This window comes from Edwardsiella piscicida (assembly GCF_021733145.1).
GTDB lineage: Bacteria > Pseudomonadota > Gammaproteobacteria > Enterobacterales > Enterobacteriaceae > Edwardsiella > Edwardsiella piscicida.
Genome location: NZ_CP090968.1, coordinates 1,433,384 through 1,450,228, shown reverse-complemented (window position 1 = coordinate 1,450,228; position 16,845 = coordinate 1,433,384). Strand labels below are relative to the sequence as shown.

The 16,845-nt window shown below is 60.1% G+C and carries 14 protein-coding genes; 8 read left to right on the top strand and 6 right to left on the bottom strand.

The annotated features are described in order from the left end of the window. Positions 1-7: 7 nt before the first annotated feature. From cheA to flhD, 5 genes are all read right to left on the bottom strand, one after another. Positions 8-2,116: a chemotaxis protein CheA gene (gene cheA, locus L1P05_RS06560; protein WP_015461306.1), complete on the bottom strand. Its 2,109-nt coding sequence runs from the start codon at positions 2,114-2,116 to the stop codon at positions 8-10. Positions 2,117-2,119: 3 nt separating this feature from the next. Continuing rightward, positions 2,120-3,118 (bottom strand): flagellar motor protein MotB, encoded by a 999-nt coding sequence (gene motB / locus L1P05_RS06555; RefSeq protein ID WP_012848195.1) that lies wholly within the window; start codon positions 3,116-3,118, stop codon positions 2,120-2,122. Continuing rightward, a complete protein-coding gene (gene motA / locus L1P05_RS06550) occupies positions 3,115-4,005 on the bottom strand; it encodes a flagellar motor stator protein MotA (RefSeq protein ID WP_015461304.1) in 891 nt (296 codons plus the stop codon). The genes motB and motA overlap by 4 nt, the downstream gene beginning before the upstream one ends. Positions 4,006-4,158: 153 nt before the next feature. After that, entirely contained in the window at positions 4,159-4,740 is a 582-nt protein-coding gene (gene flhC, locus L1P05_RS06545; RefSeq protein WP_012848193.1) for a flagellar transcriptional regulator FlhC, read from the bottom strand. A gap of 1 nt (position 4,741) precedes the next feature. Beyond that, positions 4,742-5,089: a flagellar transcriptional regulator FlhD gene (flhD, locus tag L1P05_RS06540; protein WP_012848192.1), complete on the bottom strand. Its 348-nt coding sequence runs from the start codon at positions 5,087-5,089 to the stop codon at positions 4,742-4,744. Between the two features lie 943 nt (positions 5,090-6,032). Here flhD and L1P05_RS06535 point away from each other — a divergent pair. Both L1P05_RS06535 and L1P05_RS06530 read left to right on the top strand, forming a co-directional pair. Continuing rightward, positions 6,033-7,187 (top strand): iron-containing alcohol dehydrogenase, encoded by a 1,155-nt coding sequence (locus L1P05_RS06535; RefSeq protein WP_012848190.1) that lies wholly within the window; start codon positions 6,033-6,035, stop codon positions 7,185-7,187. A 261-nt stretch (positions 7,188-7,448) separates the two neighbouring features. After that, positions 7,449-7,868, top strand: coding sequence for a universal stress protein (locus L1P05_RS06530; protein WP_015461302.1), 420 nt, complete (start codon positions 7,449-7,451; stop codon positions 7,866-7,868). On the opposite strand, the gene L1P05_RS06525 is transcribed toward L1P05_RS06530, so the two are convergent. After that, positions 7,761-8,543: a helix-turn-helix transcriptional regulator gene (locus tag L1P05_RS06525; protein ID WP_012848188.1), complete on the bottom strand. Its 783-nt coding sequence runs from the start codon at positions 8,541-8,543 to the stop codon at positions 7,761-7,763. The two genes, L1P05_RS06530 and L1P05_RS06525, sit on opposite strands and share 108 nt — an antisense overlap. Before the next feature lie 434 nt (positions 8,544-8,977). On the opposite strand from L1P05_RS06525, the gene L1P05_RS06520 reads away from it, so the two are divergent. The 6 genes from L1P05_RS06520 to fbpC all read left to right on the top strand — a co-directional run bounded on the left by L1P05_RS06520 (position 8,978) and on the right by fbpC (position 16,827). Next, complete coding sequence (locus L1P05_RS06520) at positions 8,978-9,607, top strand: response regulator transcription factor (RefSeq protein WP_012848186.1); 630 nt, start codon at positions 8,978-8,980, stop codon at positions 9,605-9,607. Then, positions 9,607-11,148 carry an MASE1 domain-containing sensor histidine kinase gene (locus L1P05_RS06515; protein WP_012848185.1) on the top strand — a complete coding sequence of 514 codons (1,542 nt, stop codon included), beginning with the start codon at positions 9,607-9,609 and terminating at the stop codon, positions 11,146-11,148. Before L1P05_RS06520 ends, L1P05_RS06515 begins: the two co-directional genes overlap by 1 nt. Before the next feature lie 85 nt (positions 11,149-11,233). Further along, positions 11,234-12,538 (top strand): MFS transporter family glucose-6-phosphate receptor UhpC, encoded by a 1,305-nt coding sequence (gene uhpC, locus L1P05_RS06510; protein WP_034168768.1) that lies wholly within the window; start codon positions 11,234-11,236, stop codon positions 12,536-12,538. After that, the gene (locus L1P05_RS06505; RefSeq protein WP_012848183.1) at positions 12,535-13,566 is read left to right on the top strand and encodes an ABC transporter substrate-binding protein; all 1,032 of its coding nucleotides are present in this window, start codon (positions 12,535-12,537) and stop codon (positions 13,564-13,566) included. Before uhpC ends, L1P05_RS06505 begins: the two co-directional genes overlap by 4 nt. Positions 13,567-13,696: 130 nt before the next feature. Then, positions 13,697-15,769 carry an ABC transporter permease gene (locus L1P05_RS06500; protein ID WP_012848182.1) on the top strand — a complete coding sequence of 691 codons (2,073 nt, stop codon included), beginning with the start codon at positions 13,697-13,699 and terminating at the stop codon, positions 15,767-15,769. 11 nt (positions 15,770-15,780) lie between these two features. After that, positions 15,781-16,827: a ferric ABC transporter ATP-binding protein gene (fbpC, locus tag L1P05_RS06495; RefSeq protein ID WP_012848181.1), complete on the top strand. Its 1,047-nt coding sequence runs from the start codon at positions 15,781-15,783 to the stop codon at positions 16,825-16,827. The last annotated feature ends 18 nt before the right edge of the window (positions 16,828-16,845 follow it).

The window sequence follows — 16,845 nt, the reverse complement described above, 5'->3', positions numbered from 1 at the left end:
TTAAGAGTCAGGCGGCCGCGCCGGCGACCCGTTTTTCCCGGTTAATGCTCTGCAGCGCCGCGACGTCGACGATCAGCGCCACGCTGCCGTCGCCGAGGATGGTTGCCGCGGAGATGCCCGGCACTTTGCGGTAGTTGGTTTCCAGGTTTTTCACCACCACCTGATGCTGACCGATCAGCTGATCGACCAACAGCGCATAGCGGCGTCCGGCGCTTTGCAGAATCACGACAATGCCCTGAGTGGCGTCGGTCTTGGCGTCGGCGACGTCAAAGACGCGGTGTAGCTCCACCAGCGGCAGATATTCGCCGCGCACCTGCAGCACGCGCTCACCGCCGGCCAGCGGATAGAGATCCTCATCGTTCGGCTGCAGCGACTCCATCACGGCGTTCAGCGGCAGAATGAAAACCTCGTTGCTGACTTTGACCGACATACCGTCCAGAATTGCCAGGGTCAGCGGCAGGACGATACGGATCGTCGTACCTTTCCCCTCACGCGACTCGATCTCAACGTGGCCGCCCATTTCCTGGATATTTCGCTTCACCACGTCCATCCCGACGCCGCGCCCAGAGACGTCGGTGACCTTCTCGGCGGTGGAGAAGCCCGGCGCAAAGATCAGCAGGCCAATCTCTTCGTCGGTCATATTGTCGTGCACCGACATCCCCTGGGAGCGCGCTTTGTCCAGGATCTTCTGGTGGTTCAGGCCGGCGCCATCGTCGATGACCTCAATATAGATATTGCCCCCCTGGTGCTCCGCAGAGAGGGTCAGGTTGCCGACGGTGCTCTTGCCCGCCGCCTGACGCACCTGCGGCGATTCGATGCCGTGATCCAGGCTGTTGCGTACCAGGTGAGTCAGCGGATCGATAATGCGCTCGATCAGGCTCTTATCCAGTTCGGTCGAGCTGCCCAGCAGCGTCAGCTCGACCTGCTTGTCAAGCTTGCTGGCCAGGTCACGCACCAGACGCGGGAAACGGCTAAAGACGTACTCCATCGGCATCATGCGGATCGACATGACCGACTCCTGCAGATCCCGGGCGTTGCGCTCAAGCTGGCCCAGGCTGTTGAGCAGATCGCCATGATCGACCGGATCCAGCATATTGGAGCGCTGCGCCAGCATCGACTGGGTGATCACCAGCTCGCCGACCAGGTTGATCAGCTGATCGACCTTCTCCACGGCGACGCGGATGCTGGTGCTGTTCTCTGCCCCTTTGGCCGCGCGCGGGTTGTGGCGCGGAACGTGGGGCGCCGCGGCCGCCGTCGCATCCGGCGGAGTCGCACGCTCAGGCGCGGAAACGGGCTCAGGCGCGGAGGCGGATTCAGGCGCGGGAGTCGGCTCAGGCGCAGGCGCAGAGACCGGTGCCTCACGCACGACCTCGGCGGGCGGCAGAGCCGCCTCTTCTAGGCTGACCTGCGGCGCGAGGTCCGCCGTCGGGCGGGTAAAGTGGATCTGCTCCGGCTCCAGCACAAAGCACAGCACCGCCGTAATGTCGTCCTCACTGACCGTGGTCTCCAGCACCACATCCAGCGCGCTGTCGCTCTCCTGATGCTGCTGTACCGTACCCAGATTGCCCAGCTCCTCCAGCATCAGCGGGATTTCCGCCGCCTTGAGCCCGGTTAACGAGATGGACAGTCCGCCCTGCGGCGCCACGCTCGCCGCGGCGACAGGCGTAGCCGGCGCTGCGGCCGACGCAGGCGCCGGCGCAGCCACGGCGGCAGGAGCCTCCCCTTTCGCCTCTAACGCCAGCTGTCTTAGCGCCTGGCAAATATATTCGAAGCTATCGGCGTCGGGGTCCTGAGCGGACTTATAGGCATCGAGCTGATCCTGCATAATATCTTTGGTTTCCAGAAACAGGTTGATGATCTCGGTACTCAGCCGCATTTCACCACGGCGGGCACCGTCGAGCAGGTTCTCCAGCAGATGCGTGGTCTCCTGCAGTACGGTAAAACCGAAAGTGGCCGCCCCCCCCTTAATCGAGTGGGCAGCGCGAAAGATGGCGTTCAGTTGTTCGTTATCCGGCTCCTGAGGATCCAGCGCCAACAGGTGCTGTTCCATATCAGCCAACAGTTCATCCGCTTCATCAAAGAACGTTTGATAAAACGCGCTAATATCCATGCTCACAGGTCACCTCTTGTCTATCGCGCTCGGTATTTTGACGTGGTCGTTCATTGGCGCCATCGGCGTCGGAATAAAGGGCGTTACCGCCGGTTGACCACTGGCGGCGCCGATGCGCTGCCACTGATCCGAGGCCGTCGGCTGACGCATATCAACGGCGTCTCCCCCTTCCGCATCCTCGTGTTCAATCCGATTCTGCGCGGCTTTATTCAGCACCAGAATGCTGATACGGCGGTTGACCGCCGCATTGCCGGCCAGGTTGCGCAGATTCATGGTATCGGCCATGCCGACCACCCGCAGGATCTTGTTACCCGCCAGCCCACCGGCGATCAGCTCGCGCCGCGAGGCATTGGCGCGGTCGGCCGAGAGCTCCCAGTTGCTGTATCCACGCTCACCGTTGGCGTAGGGCAGATCGTCCGTATGCCCGGACAGGCTAATCTTGTTCGGCAGTTCATTCAGGATCGGGGCGATAGCGCGCAGAATATTGCGCATATAGGGCTCAACCTGGGCGCTGCCGTTCTGGAACATGGGGCGGTTCTGACTGTCGATAATTTGGATCCGCAGCCCCTCATCCATCATGTTGATCATCAGGTGTGGCCGCAGCGCCTTCAGGCGCGGATCGTTGATGATCACCTGCTCCAAACGCTCGCGCAGCCGCTTCAGACGCATCTGCTCGGCGCGCGTCTGCGGATCGGGATCCTCGGCAAACTTACGCACCTCGCCCTCTTTCTGCGTCACATCATCGCCGCCGCCGGGGATCGGGCTAAAGCTGTCGCTGGAGCGCTGTCCCTCGCTCAGGGCAACCTTCAGCGGGGTACGAAAATATTCGGCGATGCGAGTCAGCTCCTGCGGACTGGCGATCGCCAGCAGCCACATCACCAGAAAGAACGCCATCATGGCGGTCATAAAATCGGCATAGGCTATCTTCCAAGCACCGCCATGGCTGGCCTGACCGTGGCCGCCGCGTTTCTTTTTGACCAGAATGACCGGGTGTTTACCGCCCTTCATACTTCTTCTTCCGTTGCCGCCTGTTTCGCCGGGGTTTTCACCTGACGCACGTGCTCTTCCAGCTCAATGAACGACGGACGCTCGGTGGAGTACAGCGTCTTACGCCCAAACTCCACCGCGATCTGCGGGGCATAGCCGTTCAGGCTAGAGAGCAGCGTTGTCTTAATGCAGTGCATCATTTTGGTGGTTTCGGCGCTCTTCTGGCGCATCAGCGAAGCCAGCGGGGAGATAAACCCATAGGCCAGCAGGATACCCAGAAACGTCCCGACCATCGCGTGGGCGATCAGCGCCCCCAGCTCCGCCGCGGGGCGATCGGCCGAAGCCAGCGCATGGACAACCCCCATCACCGCCGCCACGATACCGAACGCCGGCAGAGAGTCGCCCACCGCCGCCAGGCTGCCTGCCGGCACCTCAGCTTCCTGTTCGAAGGTCTCGATCTCTTCGTCCATCAGGGACTCGATCTCGAAGGCATTCATGTTGCCGCTGATGATCAGCCGCATATAGTCGGTAATAAACTCAATGAGTGTGTTATCGGCAATCAGGCGGGGATAATTAGAAAAAATTTCGCTCGCCTTAGGATCTTCGATATCTCGCTCCAGGGAGAGCATGCCCTGCTGGCGCGATTTGGCCAGGAGCTGATACATCAGCCCCATCACATCCATATACAACGCCTTGTTGTACTTAGAGCCGCGGGCAAGCTTGGGCAGGGTACGCAGCGTCGACTTAATCGCCTTGCCATTATTGCCTACGATGAAAGCGCCAATGCCCGCTCCCCCGATAATCAATAACTCAGATGGCTGATACAACGCTCCCAGATGGCCCCCAACAAGCGTGTAACCGCCAAAAACCGCGATTAGCACAACGGCATATCCCAGTAGAATCAGCACGTGAATTCCTTACATGATCGGAGTGAACAGTCGGATGTAATCTGCCGGCGCAGAGCCGGAAAGAGGAAGGTCGATGACAGAATGCTGCCCGAAGACAGCGTACGGCAGCACTACCGCGGCACCGCACGCTATTGGACTGATTGCCTCAATCAGTTACACCACACGTTTCTCTTGCTCACCGAGCAAGTGTGGAAAGATATCGGCAAGATTCTCAGAAAGTTTACGTCTTTTTATCGCCCGCGACGGCGGTTGGCACAAACTGCAGACAAAACTGTGCACCGGCTGATGCGCATGGGCAATAAAGCTACCGCCGCAGCTGTTGCAGTGAGCCGGCTCCAGCATGCCGCTCTCGACAAAACGCACCAGTGTCCAGGCGCGCGTCAGCGCCAGCACCGGCAGATCGCTATCCGCCGGCGGGCACTGCTCCAGGTAGAGTTTGTAGGCGCGGATCACCGCCTCTACCCCGTGGCAGGCGCCGCTGGTCAGCATAAACGCATAAATATTATAGAACATGGAGGAGTGGATATTCTGCTCCCATGTCATAAACCAGTCGGTGGAGAATGGCAGCATCCCCTTCGGCGGCGGACTGCCGCGCAGCTCCTTGTACAGCTTGATCAGGCGTCCCCGGCTCAGCTGGGTTTCGCTCTCCAACATCTGCAGACGCGCCCCCAGAGAGATAAGTTCCATCGCCAGCTGTATGTCGCGTGCTTCCTGAATGATGCTTTTTTCGCTCATGTCAGCCCCGTTTCCCCGAATCATTTCCGTCCGCCGACAGCTGCTGAAGCAGATGGCTGGACAAAAGAATTCCGGTATGAATCTGTTGCAGATCATCCACGCGTGACTCTTGGGTCAAACGTTGGATAGTCTGATGATCTTCAAAGCGAAACTGGCATACTAACTGATTGGTTTCAGCCAGTTTTACCATCTGCGGCAGCGTCAGCTGAACCAACGTTTCCGCCATTTCAGCGTCAATCCCCAGCCGGAACATGGCGGAGGCTTTGTCGTCATGAATTAATCGCTGTGCTAATAACAAATATGACAAGTTAATGTCATAAATATGCTTGAGTATTTCCGAGGTACTCATTATCTCACCCTGCTTGACTCAATCGGCCAACACAATGAAACGTACCTTTACTATAACTGCGCGAGGCGCAGGTGAACGAGGTACCTGATAACCGCTCAACTAATGTGAAATGGAGCATAACGGCCATGATTACTGCGTGTTATATGACCCGACGTTGTACTTTTGATATACAAATGGAGGTTAGGCACCCTGAGGGTGAATAACAGACGCCATTAAGACTATTCTTAAAACGCTGCAACTCTACCCCTGAATGACCGGAATGTACAACGCGCCAAGGCGTCAAATTTGAGAAAAGTGTGATCTAGATCACAAAAAATGGTAGGAAAAGTATGACTTTTGCCGTATTGGCTCACATTTTGACCTAACGCGCAATCTGCGCGCGCTATCCATTTAACTTTTTGAATAGCAAGAAAAATTTTTGGAGAAAAAATAAACCGATTTTTGCATTTTTAGATTTTTACGTTGTAATAATGTATATTTTTAGGTTTAAAGTCTGAATAAAAATTCGATAGTCATACAAAGAACTAAACGATGAGCAAAACCATAGAATAAAAATAGATAGCCTTGATAGCCGGCGTGGCGCCATAGAATACTTCCTGCGCTAAATTCTGATATATCTCAATTAATGCGGGGATATCCCCCCCTCCACCGAGCACCTATTTCTCTTTATTCAGTAATATCGATATAACTATTCATAGAATTTATTCGTTGTATTCATCATTTGACAGAATAAATTACGCCACGCAGAGACCTTACGCGCGTGGTTAATGGTTTTTATGACCAAAAGTGCGTATCGTCACATTTCGCGCCTGTGGGCTCAGAAGGGGCATGTTAGGCTGTGTTCTATCACGCCGCGCTACGCCGACGTTACTCGCACATCACGGACACGACCGATCCGACCGGGGGAAGCGTATGCCCCCACCACGACTGAGGAGTCCCGCCTATGTTCAACTTTGACTACTATAATCCCACCCGCATTCTGTTTGGCGGCGAACGCATCGCGGATATCCCGCAGCATATTCCCGCCGAGGCACGCATTCTGATCACCTACGGCGGCAACAGCGCCCGCCAGTTTGGCTACCTGGACGAAGTCCGCCGCGTACTGGGCCCCCGCATCATCGGTGAGTTTGGCGGCATCGAGGCCAACCCCGAGCTGGAGACGCTGCTGAAGGCGGTACAGCAGGTGCGCGAGCAGCGCATCGATTTTCTGCTGGCCATCGGGGGCGGCTCGGCGATCGACGGCAGCAAGTTTATCGCCGCCGCGGCGCACTATACGGGCGATCCCTGGGAGATGTGGCGCCAAAAGCGGCCGCCGCAGCGGGTGTTGCCGCTGGGCTGCATTCTGACCCTGCCCGGCACCGGTTCAGAGATGAACCCGACCGCCGTCGTCAGCCATCGACGCCTCGGCGCCAAGGTCGGCTACTCTCACCCCGCGCTGTTTCCGCGCTTCTCCGTGCTGGATCCCCACAAATCCTATACCCTGCCCGCGCGGCAGGTTGCCAACGGCGTCGTGGATGCCTTCGTCCATGTCATGGAGCAATACCTCACCTATCCGGTCTACGCCCGGGTTCAGGATCGTCTGGCCGAAGGGCTGCTGCTGACGCTGCTGGAGGAGGGACCGCGGGCGCTCAGCGAGCCCCACAGCTACGACGTCCGCGCCAGCGTAATGTGGGCGGCCAGTATGGCGCTGAATGGTATGGTCGGCGCCGGAGTACCGCAGGACTGGTCAAGCCATCGTATCGGCCACCAGCTGACGGCGCTGTACGGAATGGATCATGCCCTGACGCTGGCCATTCTGCTGCCGGCCGTCATGCGGGTGCAGCAGCAGGATAAACGCCTGAAGCTGCTGCAGTATGCTGAGCGGGTATGGGGGCTGCGCAGCGGCAGCGAAGAGGAGCGAATCGCCTCGGCCATCGAGCATACCGAGCGCTTCTTCAGCGATATGGGGATGCAGACCCGGCTCAGCGCCTGTGGTCTTGAAGAGAGCTGTATCGATGCCGTTATCGATAACCTGCGGCGTTTTCAGCTGCTGCCGCTGGGCGAGCGACAGAACATCGATGAGACGGCGGCCCGCCGTATCCTGAGCCTAAGTTACTGACGCTATCCGGCGCGGGATACGCTGTGATAGACGCCACATCGCCCGCGCCGCGCATTTTATACCATAGAAAGCGCGCTAACGTAGAAAGGTCAACGCCGCCCGCCGGCGTCGTTAAAAACCGCCTGACGCTGGCGCAGTCAATAAAGTTGGCCTATTCCTGTTAGAGCGGCACCGCGCGGCGAATAGCCGGATACCCTCGCCGATCCGGCCGCGCTGGCCCTCCGCCCCATCGAAAGCCGGCCCATCACAAGGAGGAGTCCCATGAGCTACCATACGATTCTGGTCGCCGTTGCCCCGGATCCGGACAGCCACATTCTGCTGGATAAAGCCATCGCCATCGCCCGCCCATCGGGCGCGAGCATCAGCCTGCTGACGCTGTGCAATGAGCCCGATCTGTGCTGCAGCTACGCGGGTCCCCTGCTCGCAGAGACGCGTCACCTGCTGCACGAGGAGACCGCCCTGTTTCTGGAACAGCTATGCCGCCGGGTCGATTACCCTATCGCCCACACCCACATCGGCCACGGAGAGCTGATCGACTGCATCGTCGACACCTGTCGGCGCCAGCGCGTCGATCTATTGATCTGCGGCAACCACTGCGAAGGCTTCGTCAAGCGCCTGCTCAGCTCTGCGGGGGCACTGATCGACCGCACCCATACCGACGTGCTGCTGGTGCCGCTGTAAGCGGGGAGCATGCACGGGGTTATCGCTCATGGCGCTGAGAAAGCGCAAAAACTCCGGCTTACTGGCAAACGCCAGTTTCTGCATGATGCAGCGCTGGCGATAGTTAACGCTCTTATGGTGGATCCCAAGGTAGCTGGCGACCTGGTAGTTATCGCCGCCGCGGCTGCGAATCGCCACCACCTTCCACTCGGGAAACGACATGCCGGCCATCTCAGGCTGCGCCTGCATCTTGCGTTTCATCCGCGGGCTAAGGTGCGCCTGGCGCAGCGAATGCCGGTAGGCCTCGGCGAGACGGGGCAGCGGCTCCCGTTTGGAGATCAGGCTCACCTGCCCCAGGCTATGCACCGCCGCCAGCACCGCTGGGTGGGTAATATCCGTCATCACCGTGATCCGCAGCGACGGACGATAGGCGCGCACGCGCATCAGCGCCAGCAGCGCATCGATGGGCGTATCATCATGGGTATACAGCTCGGCGATCACGTGATCGACCCGCCGTGTGGCGATCGCGTCTGCCAGATGGGCATAGCGCGTTTCATGTAATATCCGATCGTCAGAAATAATATGCTGCGCCAGACCATCATAAAAAAAACGATCGCAGTCCATCACCAGCGTAACCCGGCGATCGGTATCCGCAGGCGGAGACTGGTGAGCGAAACGATCCTGTACTGCTGTCATTGCCTGGCACCCCCTCCCACGCGTTGGCCCTATCTCTGTGCGGCTATCACCGTATCGCGATGATGACCATCCTGCGCGAGTAATTATCCTCCATTAAAGGCACAGATTGCTATTTGGGGAATTCGAACAACTTGATAAATATTTTCAGTTATCTCTACGGTGATTTTCCTGTTACGCTAATTTTTAGGCTGGATTATCGTATTCGGATTTTTCTACGCCAATATCCCCCGTAAGGTGAACAGTTATTCCGCATAAACCGGTAGGGCGACGCAGCGCTCCCCGATAATTCCCCCGATTGATGCTCCCGCCGCCGTGACGACGTAGGGGGATGAAGCGCAATTTTGTTACCCTGACGACATAAACACGCTCAGCTGATTGCAGCGATTTTCGCAGCGGGCATCATAGGCGCCATCCTTTAGCAAGGAGGCATTCTCATGATCCGCGTCGTCTTGGTAGATGACCATGTCGTGGTCCGCTCCGGATTTGCACAGCTCCTAACCCTTGAGCCCGATCTGGCTGTCGCCGGCCAGTTTAGCAGCGCGGCAGAGGCCTGGCAGCCGCTGCTGCGTGACGATGTCAGCGTCGCGGTGCTCGATATCGCCATGCCGGATGAAAACGGCCTGAGTCTGCTGAAACGCCTGCGCGCCAAGAGGCCCGGATTCCGCGCGATTATCCTCAGCATTTACGACACCCCCGCCTTTGTCAAAAGCGCCCTGGACGCCGGCGCCAGCGGCTATCTGACCAAGCGCTGCGGGCCCGAAGAGCTGGTCCAGGCGGTCCGCTCCGTCAGCATGGGGGGGCACTACCTGTGCGCCGATGCGCTGCGGGCGCTGCGCGGCGGCGAACCGGCGGCCGAGGCGCTCAAAATACTCACCCCGCGCGAACGCGAGATCTTTGCGCTGCTGGTGAAGGGCGATAGCGTTAAGCGCATCGCCTTTGCGCTCGATCTCAGCCATAAAACGGTGCACGTACACCGGGCCAACGTACTGGGTAAGCTGCAGTGCCACAGCACCATCGATCTGGTGCATTTTGCCCTTGACCACCAGCTGCTGACGGGGCTCTGATGTCGCGCCGCGCGCGTTACCGGGTTATCTCCCTGTTTATTCTGCTGGCCTGGGGCTCTGGGTGGCTCATGCTGTGGACGCTGGGATTTTATCTGACCCACAGCGGTCAGCAGGCGGCGCTATTTTTGCCGCACGGCGTCTACCTGGCGCTGCTGATACTGCTCTCTCGACGCTATTGGCCAGCGCTGGTGCTGCCCCCCATGTTGGCGCTGTACTGGCTGCGCAGCGAGCAGCTGCTCAACGGCGATATTCTGCTTATCGTGCCGCTGATCAGCCTGCTCCCCGCCCGGCTGGTGCAGCGCGCCTGGCACCGCTTTCCGCTCTACTGGCAGCGGCTAACGCTGCTGCTCGCCGCCGTTACCGCGACCGCGCTGCTCAACACCGCCCTACTCTCCCCGTGGGTTAAAAGTCCGGCGCTGCTGCTCGGCCTGAGCTCATTTACCGGCGGGGTTCTGCTGACGCCCTTCGTCTACCTGATCTTCGACTTTCTACGCCAGCAGCATCGCTATCATCTGCTGGGGCTCGATACCAACAACCCGCCCCTGCGCGCCTCGCTGCTTATCTGGTGCAGCCTCTTTTTTATCATCGGCATCGGCACACAGATGGTGCTCTCCCCGGAGATCGAGCGCCTGCTGCTGATGGTCGTGTTCCTGCCCAACGTGGTGATGGCCTGGAAGTTCGGTTGGCAGGGGGGCGTGCTCTCCGGCCTGCTGGGCAGCATGATGATCACCATCGCGCGCCAGATTGGGGTCGGATTCAGCAATCTGCTGGAGCTGGAGATCTTTCTTGCCACGCAGGCCCTGCTGGGGATCGGCCTGGGCATCGCCATCAGCCGTCAGCAGCACCTGGCGCAAAATCTGCACCACTACCGTCAGCGGCTGGAGAGCGAGCTCGCGGCGCGCCGGGCGCTAACCGAACAGCTGGTGCATACCGAGGAGAACACGCGCAAACGCCTGGCGCGTGAGCTGCATGATGAGATCGGCCAGAACATCACGGCGATCCAGATCCAGTCTCAGCTGCTCCGACAGCGGCAGGAGCCTGCCCTCGTGCTCTCCGCCGCCGCTCAGATCAACGATCTGGCCCGGCGCATTCACCACTCGACCCGTCAGCTCCTGCGCCAGCTGCGCCCGCCGGCGCTGGATGAGCTGTCGTTCCAGGAGGCGCTGTACCACCTGGTCAACGAGTTTGCCTTCGCCGAGCGCGGGATCCGCTGCCGCTTTGATTACCGGCTAGACGCGCCGCCCGCGGGCGAAACCGTACAGTTTACCCTGTACCGTCTGCTGCAGGAGCTGCTTAACAATGTCTGTAAACACGCCGACGCCAGCGCGGTCTCCATCGTACTGTGCTATCACGCCCCCTGCCTGCATCTGCTGGTGCAGGATAACGGTGTGGGCATCGGCCGCCAGAGCCCTCCCGGCCAGGGTATTCAGGGCATGCGCGAGCGCGTCCATGCCCTCGGCGGCGAGCTCACGCTGGCGTCGCAGCGCGGTACCCGCGTCATTGTTAAGCTGCCCACAGTTTTGCAACGCGCCGGCGCCTAAGCAGGAAAAAGTCTTAGCCACGCCAGACATTGTCTCATCCCTTTTGCCCCGCGTCTTTCTATAGTCAACGCCAGTGGAGAACATCATGCACGCACGCCCCGCCTCGGCAATAGACCAACGCTACCGGACGCTGCGGTCGCGGCTGTGGATCGGGATGGCGCTGGGCTACGCCGCGTTTTACCTGACGCGCAAAAGCGTGAACTACGTCCTTCCTGCGCTGCAAACGGATCTCGGACTGGACAAAGGCAGCATCGGCCTGCTGGGGTCACTGTTTTACCTCACCTATGGCCTGTCCAAGTTTGCCGCCGGGCTCTGGCACGATAGCCATGGTCAGCGGGCGTTTATGGGCATTGGCCTGTTTGCCACCGGCGCGCTGAACGTGGCGTTCGCCTTTACCCAGTCGCTGCCGCTGATGCTGGTGATCTGGACGCTGAACGGCTTCTTTCAGGGGTGGGGATGGCCCCCCTGCGCCCGGCTGCTCACCCACTGGTACTCGCGCAACGAGCGCGGTTTCTGGTGGGGCAGCTGGAATATGTCCATCAATCTCGGCGGCGCGCTGATGCCGCTGATCTGCGCCTACGCCGCCCTGCGCTGGGGGTGGCAGGCCGCCATGCTGACCCCGGGGATCATCGGTATGATCCTGGGGATCTGGCTGATAATGCAGTTAACGGGAACGCCGCGGGAGCTGGGGCTGCCCTCCGTCGGCGTCTGGCGTAACGATCCGCTAGAGCTGCGCCAGGAACGGCAAAGTCCGCCCATGGGGCTGTGGCAAATGCTGCGCACCACCGTGCTGAAGAACCCCATGATCTGGCTGCTGGGCATCGCCTATGTGTTGGTCTACCTGATCCGTATTGCGCTCAACGACTGGGGCAACATCTGGCTGACCGAAAGCCACGGCGTCAATCTGCTCAGCGCCAACGCCACGGTGATGCTGTTTGAGGTCGGCGGCCTGCTGGGGGCACTGTTTGCCGGCTGGGGATCGGATCTGCTGTTCCGCGGACAGCGGGCGCCCATGATCCTGCTGTTCACGCTCGGGCTGATGGTCTCCGTGAGCGCGCTGTGGCTGGTCCAGGTTCACCACTATGCGCTGCTCGCCGTCTGCTTCTTTTCCGTGGGCTTCTTTGTCTTTGGTCCGCAGATGCTGATCGGCCTCGCCGCCGTCGAATGCGGTCACAAGGATGCCGCGGGATCCATTACGGGATTTCTCGGCCTGTTCGCGTATCTGGGCGCCGCGCTGGCAGGCTGGCCGCTGTCACAGATTATCGAACGCTACGGCTGGTCGGGGATGTTTAGCCTGCTCTCCATCGCCGCCGTACTGATGGTGCTGTTGCTGATGCCGCTGCTGATGGCGGGCGTCACCCTCTCTCTTGGCCAAAGGATAAAACAATGAAAAAAACGCTGATCGCTACCCTGATGACCTCTGCCGTTACGCTGTCCATGCTGAGCGGCGCCGCGCACGCCCAGGGCCGTCTGGTCGTCTACTGCAGTGCGACGAACGAAATGTGTGAGACGGAAACCCGGGCCTTCGGTGAAAAATACGATGTCAAAACTGCGTTCATCCGCAACGGCTCCGGCAGCACCCTGGCCAAGGTGGACGCCGAAAAGAAAAACCCCCAGGCGGACGTCTGGTATGGCGGTACGCTGGATCCCCAGTCTCAGGCCGGTGAGATAGGGCTGCTGCAGCCCTACACCTCGCCCAATCTGGCGCAGGTGATGGAGAAATTTCGCGACCCGGCCAAGGTAAAAGGCAACTACTCCTCGGCGGTCTATATCGGCATTCTCGGCTTTGGCGTCAATACCGAGCGCCTCAAAGAGAAGCATCTGCCGGTGCCGACCTGCTGGAAGGATCTGATCAAACCGGAGTACAAAGGTGAAATTCAGATAGCCGATCCGCAAAGCTCCGGCACCGCCTACACCGCGCTAGCGACCTTTGTCCAGCTGTGGGGCGAGCCGCAGGCCTTCGACTATCTGAAGCGGCTGAATGCCAACGTCTCCCAGTACACCAAATCGGGCATTGCCCCGGCGCGCAACGCCGCGCGCGGTGAGACCGCCATCGGCATCGGTTTCCTGCACGATTACTCGCTGGAAAAAGAGCAGGGAGCCCCGCTGCTGCTGGTCTCGCCCTGCGAGGGCACCGGCTATGAGATCGGCGGCGTCAGCATCCTGAAAGGCGCCCGCAACCTCGCCAACGCCAAACTGTTCGTCGACTGGGTGCTGTCGAAAGAGGCCCAGGAGCTGGCCTGGAAAAAGGGCAAGTCTTACCAGATCCTGACCAACACCACGGCAGAGAGTTCCCCCCACTCGCTGAAGCTCGATGACCTAAATCTTATCAGCTATGACATGGACAAATACGGTTCGACCGACGTGCGTAAGGCACTGATCAACAAGTGGGTCAACGACGTTAAGATGGGGAACTAGCCCCGCTCAGGAGACGTCGGCCAAACGCAGCGGCGCGCCGCATACGCCGCGCCGGCGCCGACCCTCATCGCCTAACCCGCGGCCCGTCGGCGCCCTCGTCAGACGGGCCGCGCAACACACCGGGGCACCTATGTCACACACCCTAACGCAGCCTCCCGTCGCCAAGCGGGATACGCTACGCCTTTGGATTTTACTCGGCTGGCTGGCCTTTGCGCTGCTGCCAAGCTGGAGCCTGGACTATGGTCTGCTGGCGTCAACGCCCGACGAAATTCTGGCGGCCTACGGCTGGTCACAGCTCAACATCAGCTGGCTGTGGTACCTGCTGCCGACCCTGCTGCTGATCCGGCGCCGTGGGGCGCCGACGTCGCGCCGCCGCGACTACGCTGACGCCGGCGGGGCGCTATGCTGTATCCTCTTTGTGGCGATCAGCGCCACGGTGGAAGGTCGGGGGCTGGGGTACGCGGCGATCGCGCTGTTTGTCGCGCTCGGCGCCATCATGACGCAGGCATTGGCCCGCCTCGAATGGCTGGGCGGCGATCGCTTCGTGATCGGCTCGCTGATCGCGATCGTCGCGCTGATCGGCGTGTTTATCGTCTGGCCGAGCATCGCGATTTTTATCCCGATGTTTACCGACGAACACGGCGCCTTTGCCCCGCTGGCGTTCACCCAGGTGCTGGCGCAGGCGCACATTCTGCAGGTGATCCTCAACTCGATCGCGCTGTCGATCGCGGTGGGGATCGGCTGTACCTTCTTTGGCCTGGTGCTGGCTATCTATACCACCCGCATCGCTAAGCGCAGCGCCATTATCGGACGCGTATTCTCCATTCTGCCCATCGTTACGCCCCCCTTTGTCGTCGGCCTGGGCGTAACGCTCATGATGGGGCGTTCCGGCTATATTACCGAAGGGATGGCGGCGTGGTTCGGGCTAACCAATACCAACTGGCTGTATGGCTTCACCGGTATCTGGCTGGCCCAGGTGCTGGCCTTTACCCCGATGGCCTTTATGATCCTGGATGGCGCCATCAAGACCATCCCCCCCTCGCTGGAGGAGGCCTCATACACGCTGCGCGCCAGCCGTTGGCAGACCTTTCGCGGGGTGTTTATTCCCCTACTCAAGCCCGCGCTGGCCAACGCGTTTCTGATCGTGGTCGTGCAGTCGCTGGCCGACTTTAGCAACCCGCTGGTGCTCGGCGGCAACTTCGATGTGCTGGCGACGCAAATCTACTTTTATATCACCGGGTCACAGCTCGACTACCAGGCCGCCAGCACCCTCGGCGTATTTCTGCTGCTGTTCTCGCTGCTGGTGTTTTGCGTACAGTATCTGTGGATCGGCAAGCGCTCCTACGTCACCGTGTCCGGCAAATCCTATCGGGGCGACGTACAGCCGCTGCCGACGGCGCTGGTATGGGGCGTTATCGCCCTTCTGACGCTCTGGGTCCTGTTCAACGCCCTGCTCTACGGCAGCATTTTCTACGGCAGCTTCACCGTTAACTGGGGGGTGGACTATACCCTGACCCTGAATAACTTTATCACGCTGTTCGGCCAGGGAATGCACGATGGGGCGTGGCCCTCGCTGCTCGACACCCTGCTCTACGCCGGCATTGCGGCGCCGATCACCGCCGCGTTTGGCCTGCTGATCGCCTGGATTGTGGTACGGCAACAGTTCACCGGCAAAAAGAGCATCGAGTTCACCACCATGCTCTGCTTTGCCGTGCCGGGTACCGTGGCCGGCGTATCCTACATTCTGGCCTTTAACAGCGCGCCGGTATACCTCACCGGAACGGCGGCGATCGTGATCATCTCCATGATCATGCGCAACGTACCGGTCGGCATCCGCGCGGGCATCGCGGGCCTGGGCCAGATCGATAAATCGCTGGATGAGGCCTCTCTCAGCCTGCGCGCCGGCTCGCTGCGCACCATCACGCACATTTTGCTGCCGCTGCTGCGCCCGGCGATCCTGTCAGCGCTGATCTACAGCTTTGTGCGCGCCGTTACCACGGTCAGCGCCATCGTGTTCCTCGTGACGCCCGATACCCGCGTCGCCACCGCCTACATACTGAACCGGGTGGAGGACGGCGAGTACGGGGTCGCCATCGCCTATGGTTCGATCCTGATCGTCGTGATGCTGGCGATCATTTTCCTCTTTGACTGGCTGATCGGCGAGGCGCGAACCTCCCGCTCAAAAGCCAATGACCCCGCCTAAGGGAGCGCACTATGGATCAGAACAGTTTCGTTGAGCTGCGCAGCGTCACCAAGCGATTCGGCAGCAATACGGTTATCGACGACATTAACCTCACCATCCCCCGAGGGCAGATGGTCACGCTGCTCGGCCCCTCCGGCTGCGGTAAAACCACCATTTTGCGTCTGGTGGCCGGGCTGGAGAAACCCAGCGAGGGGCAGATTTTTATCGACGGCGAAGAGGTGACCCACCGCGCCATCCAGCAGCGTGATATCTGCATGGTGTTCCAGTCCTACGCCCTGTTTCCCCATATGTCGCTGGGCGAGAACATCGGCTATGGCCTGAAGATGCTCGGCGTGGCAAAGGCGGAGATCGTCACCCGGGTGAAAGAGGCGCTGGCGCTGGTGGATTTGGCGGGGTTCGAAAATCGCTACGTGGATCAGATCTCCGGTGGCCAGCAGCAGCGCGTGGCGCTGGCGCGGGCGCTGATCCTGCGCCCCAAGGTTCTGCTGTTTGATGAGCCCCTGAGTAACCTGGACGCCAACCTGCGCCGCAGCATGCGCGACAAGATCCGCGAGCTGCAAACGCAGTTTGATATCACATCTCTGTATGTTACCCACGATCAGAGCGAGGCCTTTGCCGTCTCTGACGCCGTGCTGGTGATGAATCAGGGGCATATCATGCAGATAGGCTCACCGCAGGCGCTCTACCGTCAGCCGGCATCGCGCTTTATGGCCAGCTTTATGGGGGACGCCAACCTGCTTCCGGCCACCTTTAGCCCGGAGAGCGTGGCGATCTACGGCTATCACCTGCCGCGCCCGACGCACTTTGCCAGCCAGGGCCACGGCACCGTCGGCGTACGCCCGGAGGCTATCACCCTGAGCGAGCGCGGCGATGAGAGCCAGCGCTGTGAGATCCGACACGTGGCCTACATGGGCCCGCAGTATGAGGTCAGGGTCGCATGGCACGGGCAGGAGCTCCTGCTGCAGGTGAACGCCACCCGCCTGCAGCCAGACGTCGGCGAGCGCTATTATCTGGAGATTCACCCCTATGGCATGTTTGTTCTGACCGACCCCGCCTAGGCGACGCTGCTTCGCGGC